The sequence below is a fragment of the Rhodoferax bucti genome, assembly GCF_005876985.1.
GTDB lineage: Bacteria > Pseudomonadota > Gammaproteobacteria > Burkholderiales > Burkholderiaceae_C > Allorhodoferax > Allorhodoferax bucti.
This window is the reverse complement of sequence record NZ_VAHD01000005.1, coordinates 26,705-43,113: the sequence shown is the minus strand read 5'-3', so window position 1 is coordinate 43,113 and position 16,409 is coordinate 26,705. Positions and strand designations below refer to the sequence as shown.

The 16,409-nt window shown below is 64.9% G+C and carries 16 protein-coding genes; 3 read left to right on the top strand and 13 right to left on the bottom strand.

The window, feature by feature from the left end; translation table 11 throughout:
• Positions 1-5: 5 nt before the first annotated feature.
• Genes FDM28_RS16025 through FDM28_RS16005 form a run of 5 tightly spaced genes read right to left on the bottom strand, consistent with a single transcriptional unit; the run spans position 6 to position 6,107 of the window.
• A complete protein-coding gene (locus tag FDM28_RS16025) occupies positions 6-683 on the bottom strand; it encodes a nitroreductase (RefSeq protein ID WP_138516935.1) in 678 nt (225 codons plus the stop codon).
• A gap of 5 nt (positions 684-688) precedes the next feature.
• The gene (locus FDM28_RS16020; RefSeq protein WP_138516932.1) at positions 689-1,618 is read right to left on the bottom strand and encodes a 2-hydroxyacid dehydrogenase; all 930 of its coding nucleotides are present in this window, start codon (positions 1,616-1,618) and stop codon (positions 689-691) included.
• Positions 1,619-1,654: 36 nt separating this feature from the next.
• The gene (locus FDM28_RS16015; protein ID WP_138516930.1) at positions 1,655-3,691 is read right to left on the bottom strand and encodes an acetyl/propionyl/methylcrotonyl-CoA carboxylase subunit alpha; all 2,037 of its coding nucleotides are present in this window, start codon (positions 3,689-3,691) and stop codon (positions 1,655-1,657) included.
• 18 nt (positions 3,692-3,709) lie between these two features.
• Entirely contained in the window at positions 3,710-4,489 is a 780-nt protein-coding gene (locus FDM28_RS16010) for an enoyl-CoA hydratase/isomerase family protein (protein ID WP_138516928.1), read from the bottom strand.
• A 10-nt stretch (positions 4,490-4,499) separates the two neighbouring features.
• Positions 4,500-6,107 carry a carboxyl transferase domain-containing protein gene (locus tag FDM28_RS16005; RefSeq protein ID WP_138516926.1) on the bottom strand — a complete coding sequence of 536 codons (1,608 nt, stop codon included), beginning with the start codon at positions 6,105-6,107 and terminating at the stop codon, positions 4,500-4,502.
• A gap of 122 nt (positions 6,108-6,229) precedes the next feature.
• Between FDM28_RS16005 and FDM28_RS16000 the strand changes: the two genes are divergently transcribed.
• The 3 genes from FDM28_RS16000 to FDM28_RS15990 are packed head-to-tail and all read left to right on the top strand — an operon-like array spanning position 6,230 to position 9,625.
• A complete protein-coding gene (locus tag FDM28_RS16000) occupies positions 6,230-7,261 on the top strand; it encodes an AraC family transcriptional regulator (RefSeq protein ID WP_240792049.1) in 1,032 nt (343 codons plus the stop codon).
• Between the two features lie 54 nt (positions 7,262-7,315).
• Complete coding sequence (locus tag FDM28_RS15995) at positions 7,316-8,944, top strand: AMP-binding protein (RefSeq protein WP_138516924.1); 1,629 nt, start codon at positions 7,316-7,318, stop codon at positions 8,942-8,944.
• Between the two features lie 12 nt (positions 8,945-8,956).
• A complete protein-coding gene (locus tag FDM28_RS15990; protein ID WP_138516922.1) occupies positions 8,957-9,625 on the top strand; it encodes a glutathione S-transferase family protein in 669 nt (222 codons plus the stop codon).
• On the opposite strand, the gene FDM28_RS15985 is transcribed toward FDM28_RS15990, so the two are convergent.
• The 8 genes from FDM28_RS15985 to FDM28_RS15950 form a co-directional block, all read right to left on the bottom strand.
• Positions 9,622-10,293 carry an HAD family hydrolase gene (locus FDM28_RS15985; RefSeq protein WP_138516920.1) on the bottom strand — a complete coding sequence of 224 codons (672 nt, stop codon included), beginning with the start codon at positions 10,291-10,293 and terminating at the stop codon, positions 9,622-9,624. The genes FDM28_RS15990 and FDM28_RS15985 overlap by 4 nt on opposite strands.
• Positions 10,290-10,697: a YchJ family protein gene (locus FDM28_RS15980; RefSeq protein ID WP_138516918.1), complete on the bottom strand. Its 408-nt coding sequence runs from the start codon at positions 10,695-10,697 to the stop codon at positions 10,290-10,292. Before FDM28_RS15980 ends, FDM28_RS15985 begins: the two co-directional genes overlap by 4 nt.
• A 31-nt stretch (positions 10,698-10,728) precedes the next feature.
• Positions 10,729-11,151 carry a rhodanese-like domain-containing protein gene (locus FDM28_RS15975; RefSeq protein WP_138516916.1) on the bottom strand — a complete coding sequence of 141 codons (423 nt, stop codon included), beginning with the start codon at positions 11,149-11,151 and terminating at the stop codon, positions 10,729-10,731.
• A 14-nt stretch (positions 11,152-11,165) separates the two neighbouring features.
• Positions 11,166-12,203: an amidohydrolase family protein gene (locus FDM28_RS15970; protein ID WP_138516914.1), complete on the bottom strand. Its 1,038-nt coding sequence runs from the start codon at positions 12,201-12,203 to the stop codon at positions 11,166-11,168.
• 21 nt (positions 12,204-12,224) lie between these two features.
• Positions 12,225-13,145: an MBL fold metallo-hydrolase gene (locus FDM28_RS15965; protein WP_138516912.1), complete on the bottom strand. Its 921-nt coding sequence runs from the start codon at positions 13,143-13,145 to the stop codon at positions 12,225-12,227.
• Positions 13,145-14,272 carry an acyl-CoA dehydrogenase family protein gene (locus tag FDM28_RS15960; protein WP_138516910.1) on the bottom strand — a complete coding sequence of 376 codons (1,128 nt, stop codon included), beginning with the start codon at positions 14,270-14,272 and terminating at the stop codon, positions 13,145-13,147. Before FDM28_RS15960 ends, FDM28_RS15965 begins: the two co-directional genes overlap by 1 nt.
• Positions 14,273-14,314: 42 nt before the next feature.
• The gene (locus tag FDM28_RS15955; protein WP_138516908.1) at positions 14,315-14,998 is read right to left on the bottom strand and encodes an SDR family oxidoreductase; all 684 of its coding nucleotides are present in this window, start codon (positions 14,996-14,998) and stop codon (positions 14,315-14,317) included.
• A 157-nt stretch (positions 14,999-15,155) separates the two neighbouring features.
• Positions 15,156-16,337 (bottom strand): acetyl-CoA C-acyltransferase, encoded by a 1,182-nt coding sequence (locus FDM28_RS15950; protein ID WP_138516906.1) that lies wholly within the window; start codon positions 16,335-16,337, stop codon positions 15,156-15,158.
• Between the last annotated feature and the right edge of the window lie 72 nt (positions 16,338-16,409).

Here is a 16,409-nt window from a genome sequence, read left to right as displayed (position 1 = left end):
TTGGCTTAGCCCACCACCCTGAAAAAAGCATCCAGATCAACGCGGCTGGTACGTGTGCGGTTCACCGGCGCGTCCGCATCCGCATAGCCCAGGGCCACGCCACACACGATATGCGCCTCCGGCCCCAGGCCCAGATGCGCCCGCACCAGCCCGGGGTACGACGCCAATGCGCCAATCGCGCAGCTCGCAAGTCCGCGGGACTGCGCAGCCAGCAACAAGCCGTACAACGCCATGCCCAAATCCATAAAACTGCCACTGCCCAAGCCCCGTTCGATGGTGACCACCAGCGCCACCGGCGCGTCGAAGAAGCGGAAGTTGCGCTCAAACTGCTGGTCCCGCCCGCCGCGGTCTTCGCGGGCAATGCCAATGCTGTCGTACAGCGCACGGGCCGCTGCCACCTGCCGGCGACGCAAGTGGCCAGGCATGGGGTCGGGGAAGTAGCTGTAGTCCTCCGCCTCGGCACTACCATCCCGGTAGGCCGCAGACATGGCCTGGGACAACCCCTCGCGCACCGCGCCACGCACCTGGATAAAGCTGCCCGGCTGCAGGTTGGCGCCGCTGGGCGCCAGCCGCGCGCTCACCAGCAGCTCGCGCAACATGTCGTCCGGCACGAGTTGATCAGTGAAACCGCGCACCGAGGTGCGCGCGCGCGCCAGGGTGGCGAAGGCGTCAGGCGCTGTCATGCGGCTCAGTAACCCCGCCCGGCATCCACCAAGCCGGCCACCCGCTGCCCGCTCTGCAACGCCGCAATCTTGCGGGCGATCTGGGCAATGCTCTCGCTGCGCAAAGTGCGGGCGGAGGTGTGGGGCGTGACGGTGATTTGGGGGTGGTTCCAGAACACGTGGCCTTGCGGCAGCGGCTCCACACGAAACACATCCAGCGTGGCACCGGCGAGGTGGCCGCTATCGATGGCGGCCAGCAAATCCGCATCCACCACATGGGCACCCCGGGCGACGTTGATCAGGTAGCCGCCGGGGCGGATGCAGGCCAGGGTGCGTGCATTGAGAATGCTGTCGGTCTCCTGCGTGAGCGGCAGCAAACACACCACGATGCGGCTCGCAGCCAGAAAATCTTGCAACTGCGCCTCGCCATAGAAGCACTGCACGCCCTCCAACTCCTTGGGGGAACGGCTCCAGCCATTCACCGGGAAGTCAAACTGCGCCACCGCCTTGGCCACACGCTCGCCGAGCACCCCCAGCCCCAGAATGCCCACGGGGTAGTCCAAGCGGCTGCGCGGCTTGCGGAAAGACCATTTGCCGTTGCCCATGTCCGCCTCGTAGCCATCGAATTCGCGAAAGTGGCGGATGACCGCATGGCAAACGTATTCGGCCATTTGCACCGACATACCGGCGTCGTCCAGCCGGATCACCGGCACGCCGGCGGGCAGGCGCAGCTTCATCAGAGCGTCCACCCCCGCACCGGTGTTGAAGATGGCTTTGAGAGCCTGCTGCTCATCGAGCATTTGCTGCGGAGGCTTCCACACCACAGCGTAGTCCGCCGCCGGGGCACCGGGCGTCCACAGGGTCACGTCTGCACCGGGTAGAGCGGCTTGCAGACCGGGGATCCAGGCCGCTTCGTCGAAATCGGCCGAGTAATAGGTAATGCGCAAAGAAGACATGCCTGCATTCTCGCCGCACGGCAGGCCGTGCCGCGATCAGGCGGCCACGTCCAGGCGCAGCAGCTCAGCCCCTTCAGTCACCTGGTCACCTGGCGCAAACAGCAGCTCGGCCACGGTACCGTCAGCAGGCGCGGCAATGGTGTGCTCCATTTTCATGGCTTCCATCACAGCCAAGGCCTGGCCCTTGGTCACCGCGTCACCCGCCTTGACCGCAAAGGACACCACCTTGCCGGGCATGGGCGCGGTCAGGCGCCCCCCCTCTGCATGGGTTTCACCAGCATGCGCCAGCGCGTCAATTGCTACGATTTGTATAGCGCCTTGCGCAGTGAATACGTGCGCCACATCGGCATTTTGATAGATATTTGCCACGACACGCTGCGCACCCAGCTGCAGGTCCAGCGCACCTGTGGCGCCCACGGCCCACTGCAGCGGCAGGCTCTGCCCCGCCACGGCCAGCGTGTAGTTACCGCGCACCGTCGTCAGCACGGCGGTGTGAGGCTCTCCGGCGTACTCCAGCGCGAAGCTGCGCACCGAGGGGCCGTGCGAACGCCAGCCATCGCGCTGCGCCCAAGGGTCGCGCCAGCCCGCAGCATCTGTCTGCGCGCCGTGGTCCAGCTCGGACTGCAGCGTGTGCGCCACCAAAGCGGCGGCGGCCAGCGGCAGGCCGAGCTTGTCCCGGTGGAACAGCACTGCGGCTTCGCGCGGAATCAGCGCCGTGTCCAGCTCGGCCTTGGCAAATGCAGTGCTGGTGGTCACATGGCGCAGGAACTGCACATTGGTCGCCAGCCCCACGATATGGGTTTGCGCTAGCACCGCATCCATGCGTGCCAAAGCCTCTTCACGCGTGGAGCCGTGCACGATGAGCTTGGCCACCATGGAGTCGTAAAACGGGCTGATGGTGTCGCCCTGGCGCACACCGGAGTCCACCCGGGTGCCATGGCTGGCGCGCTCAAAGGTCACATGCGCGGGCAGGCCGTAGACCTGCAGCGTGCCGGTGGCGGGCAGGAAGTTGTTGTCGGGGTTCTCGGCGCAGATGCGTGCCTCAATGGCGTGGCCCTGGATCTGCAGCTGGTCCTGCTGCAAGGGCAGTGGCTCACCCGATGCCACGCGCAGTTGCCACTCGACCAGGTCCAGTCCGGTGATGGCTTCGGTCACCGGGTGCTCCACCTGCAGACGCGTGTTCATCTCCATGAAGTAGAACTTCATCTGCTCGGGATGGGCGTAGCCACCCGGCTGCTCCACGATGAATTCCACCGTGCCGGCGCCCACGTAGTTCACCGCGCGCGCCGCCTCCACCGCGGCCTGGCCCATGCGGGCGCGCAGCTCGGGCGTCATGCCGGGTGCAGGCGCCTCTTCCAGCACCTTCTGGTGGCGGCGCTGCACCGAGCAGTCGCGCTCGAACAGGTAGACGTAATTGCCCAGCGTGTCGCCAAATACCTGAATCTCGATATGGCGCGGGCGCTGCACATACTTTTCCACCAGCACCGCGTCGTCGCCAAAGCTGTTGATGGCCTCGCGCTTGCACGATGCCAGGGCGTCGGCAAAGTCCTCGGCCTTGTCCACCGCACGCATGCCCTTGCCACCGCCACCGGCGCTGGCCTTGATGAGCACGGGGTAGCCAATGCGGTCTGCCTCGCGCTGCAACAGCGCAGCGTCCTGGTCCTTGCCGTGGTAGCCCGGCACCAGCGGCACGCCCGCTTTTTCCATGAGCTGTTTGGACTCCGCCTTCAGCCCCATGGCCAGGATGGCCGATGCGGGCGGGCCGATGAACACCAGCCCCGCCTGGGCGCAGGCCTGGGCGAACTCTTCGTTCTCGCTCAAAAAACCGTAGCCGGGGTGGATGGCCTGTGCACCGGTAGCCTGGGCAGCAGCAATGATCTTTTCCCAGCGCAGGTAGCTGTCCCTGGGCGCGCTGCCGCCGATGTGCACGGCTTCGTCACAGGCGGCCACGTGTTTGGCAGAGGCATCCGCATCGGAGTACACCGCTACGGTTTTGATAGCTAGCCGCGCACAGGTGGCGGCGACGCGGCAGGCAATTTCTCCACGATTGGCGATCAGAATTTTGGTGAACATATTGTTTTCCTCGGGAACTCAGACCAGCCAATTCGGCTTGCGTTTTTGCAGGAAGGACTGCACGCCCTCCTTGCCTTCGCTGCTGCTGCGGATGTCGGCAATGCCTTCCACCGTGTGGGCAATCAGGGCCCCATCAATCTCGCGCGCTGCCACGGTCTGCACCAGCTCCTTGCAGCTGCGCACGGCATTCGGGCTGGCGTTGACCAGGGCTTTGACCAGCTCGGCCACCTTGGCATCCAGCTGCTCGGCCGGCACCACCTCGTGCACGAAGCCGATGCGGTGCGCCTCCTGCGCGCTGAAGCGCTCGGCCGTCAGAAAGTAGCGGTGCGCGGCACGCGCGCCCATGGCGCGGATCACATAGGGGCTGATGGTGGCGGGGATCAGGCCCAGCTTCACCTCGCTGAGGCAAAAGCCCGCGCTGTCTGCCGCCACCGCCATGTCGCAGGCCGCCACCAGGCCCATGCCACCGGCCACTACATCGCCCTGGATGCGGGCGATGGTGGGTTTGGGGCAGGCGTACATCACGCGCAGCATCTCGGCCAGCTTGGCGGCGTCCGCGAGGTTCTCGGTGCGCGTGTAGTCCGCCATGCGACGCATCCAGTTCAGGTCGGCGCCGGCGCAGAAGGCCGGGCCTTCGGCGGCCAGCACCACCGCGCGCGTCTCGGCACTCGCTGCTGCGGTCTGGAAGGCCTGGGTCAGCTCGGCAATCACCTCGTCGTTGAAGGCGTTGCGCACCTCGGGGCGGCTCAGCGTGATGGTGAGCAGCGCGCCGGTGTGGGTCAGGGTCAGTGCGGTCATGGCCAGCCCCTCACATGCGGAAGACACCGAACTTGGTGTCTTCAATCGGCGCGTTCAATGCTGCACTCAGGCCCAAGGCCAGCACGCGGCGGGTGTCGGCCGGGTCGATGATGCCGTCGTCCCACAAGCGGGCGGTGGCGTAGTAGGGGTGGCCCTGCTCCTCGTATTGCTGGCGGATGGGGGCCTTGAAGGCTTCTTCTTCGTCGGCACTCCAGGCGCCGCCCTTGCCCTCGATGCCATCGCGCTTGACGGTGGCCAGCACGCTGGCCGCCTGCTCGCCGCCCATCACGCTGATGCGCGCGTTGGGCCACATCCACAGGAAACGCGGGCTGTAGGCGCGGCCGCACATGCCGTAGTTGCCGGCACCAAAGCTGCCGCCAATGATGATGGTGAATTTAGGGACACTCGCCGTGGCCACGGCCGTCACCATCTTGGCGCCGTTGCGCGCGATGCCCTCGTTCTCGTACTTGCGGCCCACCATGAAGCCGGTGATGTTCTGCAAAAACACCAGCGGAATCTTGCGCTGGCAGCACAGTTCGATGAAGTGCGCGCCCTTGAGGGCCGATTCGCTGAACAGGATGCCGTTGTTGGCAATGATGCCCACCGCCATGCCCTCGATGTGCGCAAAGCCGGTGACCAGCGTGGCGCCGTAACGCGGCTTGAACTCGTGGAACTCGCTGCCATCCACGATGCGGGCAATGATCTCGCGCACGTCAAAGGGCTTGCGCGTGTCGGCGGGAATCACGCCGTACAACTCTTCCGCTACATATTTAGGAGCTGCTGGCGCAAGCGTGGCGAGCGCTGGAGGCTTCTTTTTATTCAAATGCGCGACCGCCTGGCGGGCCAGGGCAATGGCGTGCAGGTCGTTCTGCGCCAAATGGTCGGCCACACCGCTAAGCCGCGTGTGCACATCGCCACCGCCCAGGTCTTCGGCGGTCACCACCTCGCCCGTGGCCGCCTTCACCAGTGGCGGGCCGCCCAGGAAGATGGTGCCCTGGTTCTTGACGATGATGGTCTCGTCGCTCATGGCCGGCACATAGGCGCCACCGGCCGTGCAACTGCCCATGACCACGGCGATCTGCGCAATGCCCTGCGCGCTCATGTTGGCCTGGTTGAAGAAGATGCGGCCAAAGTGGTCGCGGTCGGGGAAGACTTCGTCTTGGTTGGGCAGGTTGGCGCCGCCGCTGTCTACCAGGTAGATGCAGGTCAGGTTGTTTTGCGCCGCGATCTCCTGCGCGCGCAAATGCTTTTTGACCGACAGCGGGTAGTAGGTGCCGCCCTTCACGGTGGCGTCGTTGCAGACAATCATGCAGTCCACCCCGCTCACACGGCCAATGCCCGCCACGATGCCGGCGCCGGGCGCGGCGTTGTCGTACACATTGAGCGCGGCCAGGGGCGCCAGCTCCAGAAACGGGGTGCCGGGGTCCAGCAGCATGGCCACGCGGTCGCGCGGGAGCAACTTGCCGCGTGCCACATGCTTGGCGCGGGCCGCCTCGCCACCGCCTTCGGCAATGCGGGCCACCTGGGCCTGCAGGTCGTCCACCAGGACGCGCATGGCGCTGGCGTTGGCCGCAAAGTCGGCCGAGCGGGGGTTGAGCTGGGATTCCAGAATCGTCATGGGCGCATCCGGTCAGGGGTTGGACAGTCAGCAGGCATTGTGCGTCCGCCGTGCCGCAGACGGAAAGCCACCGAGGTTGCAAATCCTGCCACAGATAGGGCATTTTTTGGCACACTGCAGCCATGACCCGTTCCGCCCCCATTGCCGCCACGCCCATGGCCTTTGTCCAAGCGATTGTGGGCGCCTATGCGCGCTACGGACAGGACCCGTCCGGCGCACTGGCGCAGGCACAGATCGCGCCAGACCAGCTGCAGCAGGCCGGCGCCCGCATCACCGCCTGGCAGATGGAGCGTATCTCCGAGCTGGCCATGCGCGAGCTGGACGACGAAGCGCTGGGCTGGTTCAGCCGCCGCCTGCCGTGGGGCAGCTACGGCATGCTGGCGCGCGCCTCCATCAGCGCGCCCACGCTGGCGCTGGCCGTCAAGCGCTGGTGCCGCCACCACAGCCTGATTGCGGACGACATCACCCTCACGCTGCAGGTGAGCGGCGCCACGGCCAGCATCAGCATTGCCGAGCACGGGGAGTTGGGTGAAGAAGGCGCGCTGCGCGAATTCTGCCTGGTCTCGGTGTTGCGCAACATCCTGGGCCTGGCCTGCTGGTTGGTGGACTCGCGCATTCCGCTCTTGCACGCGCAGTTTCCGTTTGAAGCGCCACCGCATGCCGAGGCCTACCAGGTGTTGTTTTCAGGCCCCACCCGCTTCGGACAAGCGCAGGCTGCTATCAGTTTTGATGCGCAGTACCTGCAACTGCCGCTGCGGCGCGACGAAAAAGCGTTGCAGCAAATGCTGCAGCACGCCCTGCCGCTGACCGTGCTGCAGTACCGCCGCGACCGCCTGCTGGTGCAACGCGTGCGCCAGCTGCTCAGCGCCCAGCCGCAGGACACGCATGGCGCCGAGGCGCTGGCCGCGCTCTTGCACCTGTCGCCGCGCACCCTGCACCGCCAACTCAAAGAAGAAGGCGCCACACTGCAGGCCCTGAAGGACGAGGTGCGCCGCAGCCGCGCCACCGAGCTGCTGCTGCGCACCCAGCGTCCCGTCAAGCAGGTGGCCGAGGCGGCGGGCTTTCAGAACGAGAAAAGTTTTATCCGCGCCTTTAAGGGCTGGACCGGCCAGTCCCCCGCCGAGTTCCGGCGCGGCGCCACGCCGCTGGCGTGATTTGTGGCCTTGTTGGCACATGCTGCGCCCCGGCCATTCATAGACTAGGGGTCCATGATCGAGATCGACGACACCACCACCATCCCTCAGGCCTTCCTCGCTGCCTGCGCGCGCTATGCCACCCACAGCCTCTTGGCCGTGCCGGCCAACCCGGCGCGCGCCTACGACCCCGAGGGCCGCGAGATCAGCTATGCCGACGCCGCCGACACGGTGCGGGGGCTGATGGCGCACTACCGTGCGGCCGGCTACGGCCTGGGGCACCGGGTGGGCCTGTTTCTGGAGAGCCGGCCGGAGCACATGCTGCACAAGCTGGCGCTCAACAGCCTGGGCGTGTGCTGCGTGCCCATCAACCCCGACTACCGCCCGCGTGAACTCGCCTACCTGATCGACCATGCGCGTGTGGACCTGGTCGTGGTGCTCAGCAGCCGCCAGGAGGCCGTGCAGGCCGCGCTGGCCTTGGCCCGACACCAGCCTCCCGTGCGTCTGCTGGAAGCCTTTGCGAAAGAGGCCCTGCCAGCCCCCGCCGCACTCGCACCAGCGGGCGAGCCGGTGGGCGACACACCGGCCAGCATCCTCTACACATCGGGCACCACGGGCCAGCCCAAGGGCTGCGTGCTCTCACACACCTACGAGCTGGCGGCCGGCCACTGGTACGCCCAACAGGGCGGGCTGGGCGCGGTGCGCGAGGGGCAGGAGCGGCTGTACAACCCGCTGCCGCTGTTCCATGTGAATGCGTCCATCCTGTCCTTCTATTGCATGCTGCTCAGCGGCGGCTGCCAGGTGCAGACGGACCGCTTCCAGCCCAGCCGCTGGTGGGCCGAGGTGGTGCAAAGCCGCGCCACCATCGTGCATTACCTGGGCGTGGTGGTGCCCATGCTGCTCAACCAAGCCGAGAGCCCGCTGGAGCGCGCGCACTGCGTGCGCTTTGGCTATGGCGCCGGGGTAGAGCCCCAGCTGCACGCCAAGTTTGAAGCCCGCTACGGCTTTCCCCTGCTGGAACTGTGGGGCATGACCGAGATGGTGCGCCCCCTGTGCGACTGCCACGCGCCCCGGCAAGTGGGCACCCGCGCCTTCGGCCGCGCCCGCCCCGGGCTGGACGCCTGCGTGATGGACGAGGCCGGCCACGTGGTGCCCGACGGCACGCCCGGCGAGCTGGTGATCCGCCACTCGGAGGCCACGCCCCGGCGGCACTTTTTCAGTGGCTATCTCGACAACCCGGAGGCCACGGCCGAGGCCTGGCGCGGTGGCTGGTTCCACACCGGTGATGTGGTGGTGCGCGAGGCTGATGGCATGCTGCACTTCATGGACCGGCGCAAAAACATCATCCGCCGCTCCGGCGAAAACATTGCCGCCGCCGAGGTGGAGGCATTGCTGCTCACCCACCCGCTGGTGGCCAACGCCGCCGTCATGGCCCTGCCCGATGAGGTGCGCGAGGAAGAGGTGCTGGCCTGCGTGGTGCTCAAGCCCGGGCGCGAAGGGGAAACGGCAGACACCGCACGCGCGCTGTTCGACTTTTGCCACCAGCAACTGGCCTACTACAAGGCGCCGGGCTGGCTCTGGTTTGCAGCAGAAATCCCCACCACCGGCACGCAAAAGATCCAGAAGCACCGCATCTTCCCCGAGGGCGCAGACCCACGCACCTTGCCCGGCATGCATGACCTGCGCGCCTTCAAAAAACGCTGACAAGGCATTGCCATGATCATCCTGCACCACTGCGTCAGCGCCCGCTCCTTCCGCCCCTTGTGGATGCTCGAAGAGCTGGGCCTGCCCTACCAGCTGCGCATGCTGCCGTTTCCGCCCCGCGTGCATGCCCGGCAGTTTTTGGAGGACAACCCGCTGGGCACCGTGCCTTGGCTGGAAGATGGCGCCACGCGCATGAGCGAATCGGCCGCCATGTGCCAGTACCTGGCGGCCCGCCACAGCGCGGGGCAGCTGGATGTGCCGGTAGACGATGCCGCCTATGGCAGCTACCTCAACTGGCTGCAGATGAGCGACGCCACCCTCACCTTCCCGCAAACCCTGGTGCTGCGCTACACCTATTTCGAGCCTCCCGAGCGGCTGCAGCCCCAGGTGGCAGCAGATTACGCCCGCTGGTTTTTGGCGCGCTTGCGCGCTGTGGATACCGCATTGCAAACAGCGGACTACCTGTGCGCTGACCGGTTTACGGCGGCCGACGTGGCCGTGGGCTACGCCCTGTTGCTGGCGCAGCACTTGGGCTTGTCGGCACAGTTCCCCCCCGCAGTGGCCGCTTACTGGCAGCGCCTGCAGGCCCGGCCGGCCTACCAGCGCGCGCTGGAAAAGCAGCACCACGCAGCACGGGACCAAGGCGTGCCCACCACGCCCTCGCCCGATATCCGCCCTTAACGGCTGCGCGGCTCTGCGCCCAACAAGCTGGCGTGGAGCGCATCCATGTGGGTGAACACCTGCTGCGCACCCGCTTGCAGCAAGGCGTCGCCCTGCCCGGTGGGCGCATAGGCAAACACCGTGGCGCCCGCAGCCACACCGGCCGTGACGCCGGTGACCGTGTCTTCCACCACCGCGCAGCGCGCCGGGTCAGCCCCCAGAGCAGCCGCAGCGGCAAGGTACACATCCGGCGCAGGCTTGGAGCGTGGCATTTCGTGGCCGCTGAACACACGGCCCTCGAAATACGGCCACAAGCCCACTTTGCGCAGCTGCATTTCCACCTTGATGCGATCGGCCCCCGAGGCACAGGCAATGCGCCCTTGCGCCGTGCCATGCACCGCCGCCACCGCCTGCACCGCGCCCGCGATGGCTTGCACGCGCGCATCCAGCGCCACATTGCGCCGGCTGCGGAAATCGGCCATCCACTCGGGCGTGAGGGGCTTGCCGGTTTTGGCCTCGATCAGGGCGCGCTCATCAATCACGGCCTTGCCCACAAAGATGTCCATGCACTCTTGCACGCTGAGCTGCCAGCCCTGCTCGGCCAGCATGTCGCGCAATACGCCGTTGGTAATGGGCTCGCTGTCCACCAGCACCCCATCGCAGTCAAACAATACGGCTTCAAATTTCATTGTTGGTCTCCATCCACATACAACCACGCCCCAGCCTCCCGCACAAAGCGGCTGCGCTCATGCAACCGCACCGCCGGGCCACTGGCAGGCTTCTGGCGGGCGACGAATTCGACCTCCGCATGGGTGGCGTCCTGCAGCGTATGGCTACGCACCTCCAGCCCCAGCCATTTGACGCCAGGGTCGAACTCGATACGCTCCGGCCGCTTGCCGGCTTGCCAAGTCTTGAGCAGGTAGGCCTCGCGCTCCAACACAAAGGCGCTGTAGCGGCTGCGCATCAGGCTTTCGGCATCGGCGGCGGGAGTGTCGGTCTCCAGCCATCGGCCACAGCACTGGCCGTAGGGGAGTGGTTTTTTCTGCTGTTGCCGGCCGCAGGGGCAGGCATCGGTCATCACAAAGGGCTTCATGCCCTCCATCATGCCTCGGGTTTGACGAGCATCAGCCCTTGGCCTGTCGGCGCGCCTTTTGCGCTTCCAGGGTTTCGGTGGGCGCGCCGGCGTTCACCCACGCACCCCAGCCGCCATCGATGTGGGCCACGTTGGTCATGCCCATGTCCTGCAGCGCTTTGGCAGCCAACGCACTGCGCCAGCCCGCGCCGCAAAACAGAATGAACTCTTTGGACTCGTCCGCAAACAAGGGCTTGTGGTACGGCGACTCCGGGTCCACCCAGAACTCCAGCATGCCGCGCGGCGCATGAAAGGCGCCCAGCACCGTGCCATCGTTCAGCTCACGGATATCGCGGATGTCCACGATCTGTACGTGCGGGTCTTGCAACCGGGCTTGCACTTCGGCCACGCCGTAGGTGGTGACCTGCGCCATGGCCTCGTCGACGAGTGCGCGGAATCCTTTGGTAATGGGCATGTCAAAAAGTATCCTCAGGGTTCAAGTTTGTAAAGGCGTATGGCATTTTCCGAGCCCACTTTTCGGGCAACCTCAGGACGCAAAGCCGCCAACACCATCTGGATACCCTGCCGCTGGTTGGCCGAACGTTCGGCAAAAATGCGCGCCGCACCACCCCCTTGAAAGCTGTCTGCAACCAGGAAGCTGTCACTTCCCATGACAAATCGATCGGCGTATTTCTCGACCACTGCCACCCACTCGCTGTTGAGCTTGCCACGAGCAGGCAACATCACACTGGGTTGCTGTCCGCGCGGACGCAAACTCATATACAGATTCGGATGCTTGGCCAACATGGTCGCGGCCAATTGCGGGGTAAAGTTGCCGAGCATGTCGGTACCGCCGGCATGAGCCCAGACGATTTTGGCTTTCCGGTTATGCGCCAATAGGCGCTCAAAGGCCTCGAAGTTCGGCTCAAACTCCCCCGGGTTGCGGGACGATGTCAGGGTTGATGGTTTCACCATTTTGGCCAATACAGGGTCAAAGTGAACATCCAGCACCAGGTCGTACTTCGCCACGGTATCCACCAGGATTTTGACCAAGGCATCATCCGCAGGAATCACCTCGTATGCATGTTGCTCATTCAGAGAAATGTGATGCAACGCGATTTCGCCAAAGCCTTTCACGCCGCTCTGGGCAGAACGCTCTGCCAGCGCCTGGAATTTCTCCGCTGCATCAGGCGGAAGTTTGCCCTCGTGCAGGTGATGCATCATGGGATTGAGAGAATTCCCCCCCGCTAACACGGCAAAGCGTTTGCCATGCTGAGCCAGGATCTTCTGGACTTCCAGAAAATTCGGCCCATTGAGCGCGGGACGTGGTGACGATGACACCACCATGGTCCGCATGTTTTCGGATTGCATCAAAGCGAGAGACTTTTCGGCCAACTCTTTGGTGCTGCTGGCATCGTCCATCGTGTAGTGGAAATGCACATCCACCCACTCTACAGGCTGAGCCGAAGCATTCCAGCTCCAAAAACCAAACAAGTAAACCAGCAAGATAGAAACAAGCTTCATCATCAGCGCCCCCAATCAAACAACTCACCCGAGGTTGTACACCACGCCATCTTGCAACTTTGCAGCACCAGAACGCACCAGGTCCTGCACCAGTTGCCGGATGGCTTCTTCCAAGGTGGCGCCGGCAAAGTGGCTCTGGAAGGTGTGGTTGAAATAGCTGGTGTTGCGCGCCCACGCGATGAGCGCGGGCAGGGGCAAATGCCGGGCTTCGAGCAGCTTGAATTTGAGTAGCACCTTGGCCGCGTACTGCAAGTGCTTGGCCGGGTTTTGCACAAAGCCGTTGAGGCGCTGGCGGGCGTAGGCAATGGCCTGCGGTGCGTCGGTAAACGGCGCACCATGGCCAGGAATGACCGTGGCGGGGTTCAGGCGCTCGATCACCTCCAGCGTGGCAGCGACTTCGTCGAAGGCGTCCTCGCCATCCAGCTCGGGAAACACCACGCCAAAGCCTCTTTCCCACAAGGCATCGGCCGACACCAGGGTGCGGCTTTGCGGCTCGAACAAGATGACGGAATGCGGGTCGTGGCCGGGGGCCGCGTGCACCTGCCACTGCAGGTCACCCAGACGCATCTCGCTGCCCGGCTGCAGCGTGGCATTCAACTGGAAACGCGGGCACTGCTGGCCGGTGGGCGTGTAGCTCAGGGCATGGGCGTCCCACACGCGCACATAGTCGGCGTGACCCGGGGGAATGTGCGTTTGCAGCGCGGGGTAGCGCGCCTGCAGCGCAGCGTTGCCGCCGCAGTGGTCGCTATGCAAATGGGTGTTGAGCAGCAAGTCCAGCGGCCGGCCTTGCAGCGCAGAGTCCACCAGCGCAAGCGTCTGCTCGGCATGCGTGCAATACCCACTGTCGATGAGGGCGCTGTCGTCTTCGCCCTGAATCAGGATGTTGTTGCTGGACAGCCAGCCCCGCTCAAAAACGGTAACGCCAGCAGGCAATGCGACGGCCATTACAAGGCCCGCTGGATGATGATTTTTTGCACGTCGCTGGTGCCTTCGTAAATCTGGCACACGCGCACGTCGCGGTAAATGCGCTCCACCGGAAAATCGCTCACATAGCCGTAGCCGCCCAGGGTCTGGATGGCGGCGCTGCACACCCGCTCGGCCATCTCGCTGGCAAACAGCTTGGCCATGGCGGCTTCTTTCAGGCAAGGGCGACCCGCATCGCGCAGGGCAGCGGCATGCCAGATGAGTTGGCGCGCTGCTTCTATTTCCGTAGCAGCTTGCGCAAGCCGGAAGCCGACTGCCTGGTGGTTGAAGATGGGCTGGCCAAAGCTCTGGCGGTCTTTGGCATAGGCAATGGCCACATCGAGCGCGCTGCGGGCCATGCCCACGCTTTGCGCGGCAATGCCGATGCGCCCGCCCTCCAGCCCGCCCAGCGCGATGCCATAACCCTCGCCTTCTTTGCCGATCAGGTTCTCGGCAGGGATGCGGCAGTTGTCAAAGTTGATCTGGGCGGTGTCGCTGCTGTGTTGGCCGAGCTTGTCTTCCAGCCGCGCGACCACATAGCCCGGCGCATTGGTGGGCACCAGGAAGGCGCTCATGCCCTTCTTGCCGGCGCCCTTGTCGGTGACCGCGATGACGATGGCCACATCGCCGTTCTTGCCGCTGGTGATGAACTGTTTGACGCCGTTGATGACGTAGCTGTCGCCGTCGCGCGCGGCTGTGGTGCGCAGGGACGAGGCGTCGCTGCCCACATGCGGCTCGGTCAGACAAAAAGCGCCCAGCAGCTGGCCCTGCGCCAGCGGCTCCAGCCACTGCTTCTTTTGCTGCGCGTTGCCGTACTTCATGAGGATGGCGTTAACCGGGCAGTTGGTCACGCTGATCACCGTGCTGGTGCCGCCATCGCCCGCGGCAATTTCTTCCAGCACCAAGGCCAGGGTCACATAGTCCAGCCCCGCACCACCCAAGTCCTCCGGCACGCAAATGCCGTAGGCGCCCAGCGCAGCAAGGCCCTGGTGGGCGGCTTTGGGGAAGGTGTGCTCCTTGTCCCACTTCGCCGCATGCGGCCACAGCTCGGCTTGGGCAAAGGCGCGTACGGCGTCGCGGATCATTTCCTGGTCTTGGGTCAGCAGCATGGGAATTCCTTGTCTCTCTCGTTGTGGTCGGTGTTGCGTGGTCTACCAGCTGCTGAAGGCCGTGCCATCCCAGCGCAGGTAGGGCACATCGGCGCAGGCAAAAGCCGTCGTCTCGGTTTTGCGGGCGGCTACGGTGGCACGGATGGCCGCCACACTCTCTTCGGGCAGCAAGGGCGCGTGGGCGGTGCCCATGTCGGTGCGCACCCAGCCAGGGTGAATCAGCAGAAACTGTGCGTTCGGATAGTCGGGTTGCGCGGCCACCACCGCCATATTGAGCGCGGCTTTGCTCACGTGGTAGACCCAGGCGCGGCTGCTCTGCACCGCACCGATCTGCGCGAAGTCGCTGGTCAAAAACACAAACTGCCCGCGCGCCTCTTCCACCCAGGGTGCCACCTGCGGCAGGGCCTGCATGGCGCCCAGCACGTTGGCGTGCATCATGGCGTCAAAGGCCTGCTGGGTGGGGGGCGACTTGGCGTCTTCTTGTGCAAACACGCCCGCCACGTAATAGGCCACGTCGATCTTCTCGCCATCGAGCTGCCAGCTCAGGCCACTCACGCTGGCGGGGTTGGTCACATCCAGCTTCATGGCCTGCGCACCCAGGTCGCGCAGGCGCTGCAGACCGGCCTCGTCGCGTGCTGTGGCGATCACGCGGTCGCCTGCATCGAGGTACTGGCGCACCAGCTCCAAGCCGATGCCGCGGGATGCGCCGATTACAAAAACAGTCATGCTCACTCCAAGTTTGTGGCTCTCGCTATGCAGGAATGCAGAGTGCCGGGGGCCTCATACTGCCAAACGCGCAGAAATCGGCCCCCGGCACTCTGCACCCCCGCATGGTCATTTGACGCTCTAGCGCCCATCCAATATGCGCGAGCAGCTCCTGAATTTATAGCAGTTCCAGCGCCAGCGCGGTGGCCTCACCACCACCAATGCACAACGTAGCCACACCTTTCTTGAGCCCACGTGCCTTCAGCGCGTGAATCAGCGTCACCATGATGCGCGCACCGGAGGCGCCGATGGGATGGCCCAGCGCACAGGCGCCGCCGTTGACGTTCACCTTGTCGTGCGGAATGTTCAGCTCGGCCATCAGCGCCATGGGCACCACGGCAAAGGCTTCGTTGATTTCCCACAGGTCTACGTCTTCCACTTTCCAGCCGGCTTTGGCCAGCACCTTTTGGGTGGCGCCCACCGGTGCGGTGGCAAACCAGTTGGGCTCTTGCGCGTGGGTGGCGTGGGCCACGATTTTGGCCAACGGCTTGCAGCCGAGGTCTTTGGCCGTGCCTTCGCGCATCAACACCATGGCGGCCGCGCCGTCGTTGATGGAGCTGCTGCTGGCGGCGGTGATGGTGCCGTCTTTTTTGAACGCAGCCTTGAGCGTGGGAATCTTGTCCAGCTTGATCTTGCCAGGGCCTTCGTCCATGCTTACCTGCACTTCGCCGGCACGGGTCTTGACCGTGACAGGCGTAATTTCCGCCTCAAATGCTCCTGATTGGATAGCTGCTTGCGCACGCTGCACGCTGGCTGTTGCGAAATTGTCTTGTTGTTCACGGGTGAAGCTGTATTTGGCAGCACAGTCTTCGCCAAAGGTACCCATGGAGCGGCCGGCCTCGTAGGCGTCTTCCAGGCCGTCGAGCATCATGTGGTCCATCACACGGTCGTGGCCGATGCGTATGCCGCTGCGGCCCTTCAAGAGCAGGTGGGGCGCGTTGGTCATGCTTTCCATGCCACCCGCCACCAGCACATCGTGGCTACCGGCCAGCAGCATGTCGTGGGCGAACATGGCCGCGCGCATGCCGGAACCGCACATCTTGCTCAGGGTGACAGCGCCCGCGCTCTTGGGCAGACCGCCCTTGAACGCCGCCTGCCGCGCAGGCGCCTGGCCCTGGCCGGCCATCAGACAGTTGCCAAAAATCACTTCCGTCACCAACTCAGGGGCAATACCTGCGCGCTGCACGGCGGCCTGGATGGCGGCACCGCCCAGGTCATGGGCGGCAAGGCTGGAGAAGTCGCCTTGAAAGCCCCCCATGGGGGTGCGGGCGGCGCTGACGATTACGACGGTTTCTGGCATGGCAATCCTTGTTGACGTTTACGTAAACGTCAATTCTGCCAGAAGAAGGCTTGCGGCATCTTTACCCCTGCT

Excerpts from the sequence above, each read along its gene's own strand:
- FDM28_RS16025 (WP_138516935.1), bottom strand. The coding sequence starts at position 683 with ATGACAGCGCCTGACGCCTTCGCCACCCTGGCGCGCGCGCGCACCTCG.
- FDM28_RS16020 (WP_138516932.1), bottom strand. The coding sequence starts at position 1,618 with ATGTCTTCTTTGCGCATTACCTATTACTCGGCCGATTTCGACGAAGCG.
- FDM28_RS16015 (WP_138516930.1), bottom strand. The coding sequence starts at position 3,691 with ATGTTCACCAAAATTCTGATCGCCAATCGTGGAGAAATTGCCTGCCGC.
- FDM28_RS16010 (WP_138516928.1), bottom strand. The coding sequence starts at position 4,489 with ATGACCGCACTGACCCTGACCCACACCGGCGCGCTGCTCACCATCACG.
- FDM28_RS16005 (WP_138516926.1), bottom strand. The coding sequence starts at position 6,107 with ATGACGATTCTGGAATCCCAGCTCAACCCCCGCTCGGCCGACTTTGCG.
- FDM28_RS16000 (WP_240792049.1), top strand. The coding sequence starts at position 6,230 with ATGACCCGTTCCGCCCCCATTGCCGCCACGCCCATGGCCTTTGTCCAA.
- FDM28_RS15995 (WP_138516924.1), top strand. The coding sequence starts at position 7,316 with ATGATCGAGATCGACGACACCACCACCATCCCTCAGGCCTTCCTCGCT.
- FDM28_RS15990 (WP_138516922.1), top strand. The coding sequence starts at position 8,957 with ATGATCATCCTGCACCACTGCGTCAGCGCCCGCTCCTTCCGCCCCTTG.
- FDM28_RS15985 (WP_138516920.1), bottom strand. The coding sequence starts at position 10,293 with ATGAAATTTGAAGCCGTATTGTTTGACTGCGATGGGGTGCTGGTGGAC.
- FDM28_RS15980 (WP_138516918.1), bottom strand. The coding sequence starts at position 10,697 with ATGAAGCCCTTTGTGATGACCGATGCCTGCCCCTGCGGCCGGCAACAG.
- FDM28_RS15975 (WP_138516916.1), bottom strand. The coding sequence starts at position 11,151 with ATGCCCATTACCAAAGGATTCCGCGCACTCGTCGACGAGGCCATGGCG.
- FDM28_RS15970 (WP_138516914.1), bottom strand. The coding sequence starts at position 12,203 with ATGATGAAGCTTGTTTCTATCTTGCTGGTTTACTTGTTTGGTTTTTGG.
- FDM28_RS15965 (WP_138516912.1), bottom strand. The coding sequence starts at position 13,145 with ATGGCCGTCGCATTGCCTGCTGGCGTTACCGTTTTTGAGCGGGGCTGG.
- FDM28_RS15960 (WP_138516910.1), bottom strand. The coding sequence starts at position 14,272 with ATGCTGCTGACCCAAGACCAGGAAATGATCCGCGACGCCGTACGCGCC.
- FDM28_RS15955 (WP_138516908.1), bottom strand. The coding sequence starts at position 14,998 with ATGACTGTTTTTGTAATCGGCGCATCCCGCGGCATCGGCTTGGAGCTG.
- FDM28_RS15950 (WP_138516906.1), bottom strand. The coding sequence starts at position 16,337 with ATGCCAGAAACCGTCGTAATCGTCAGCGCCGCCCGCACCCCCATGGGG.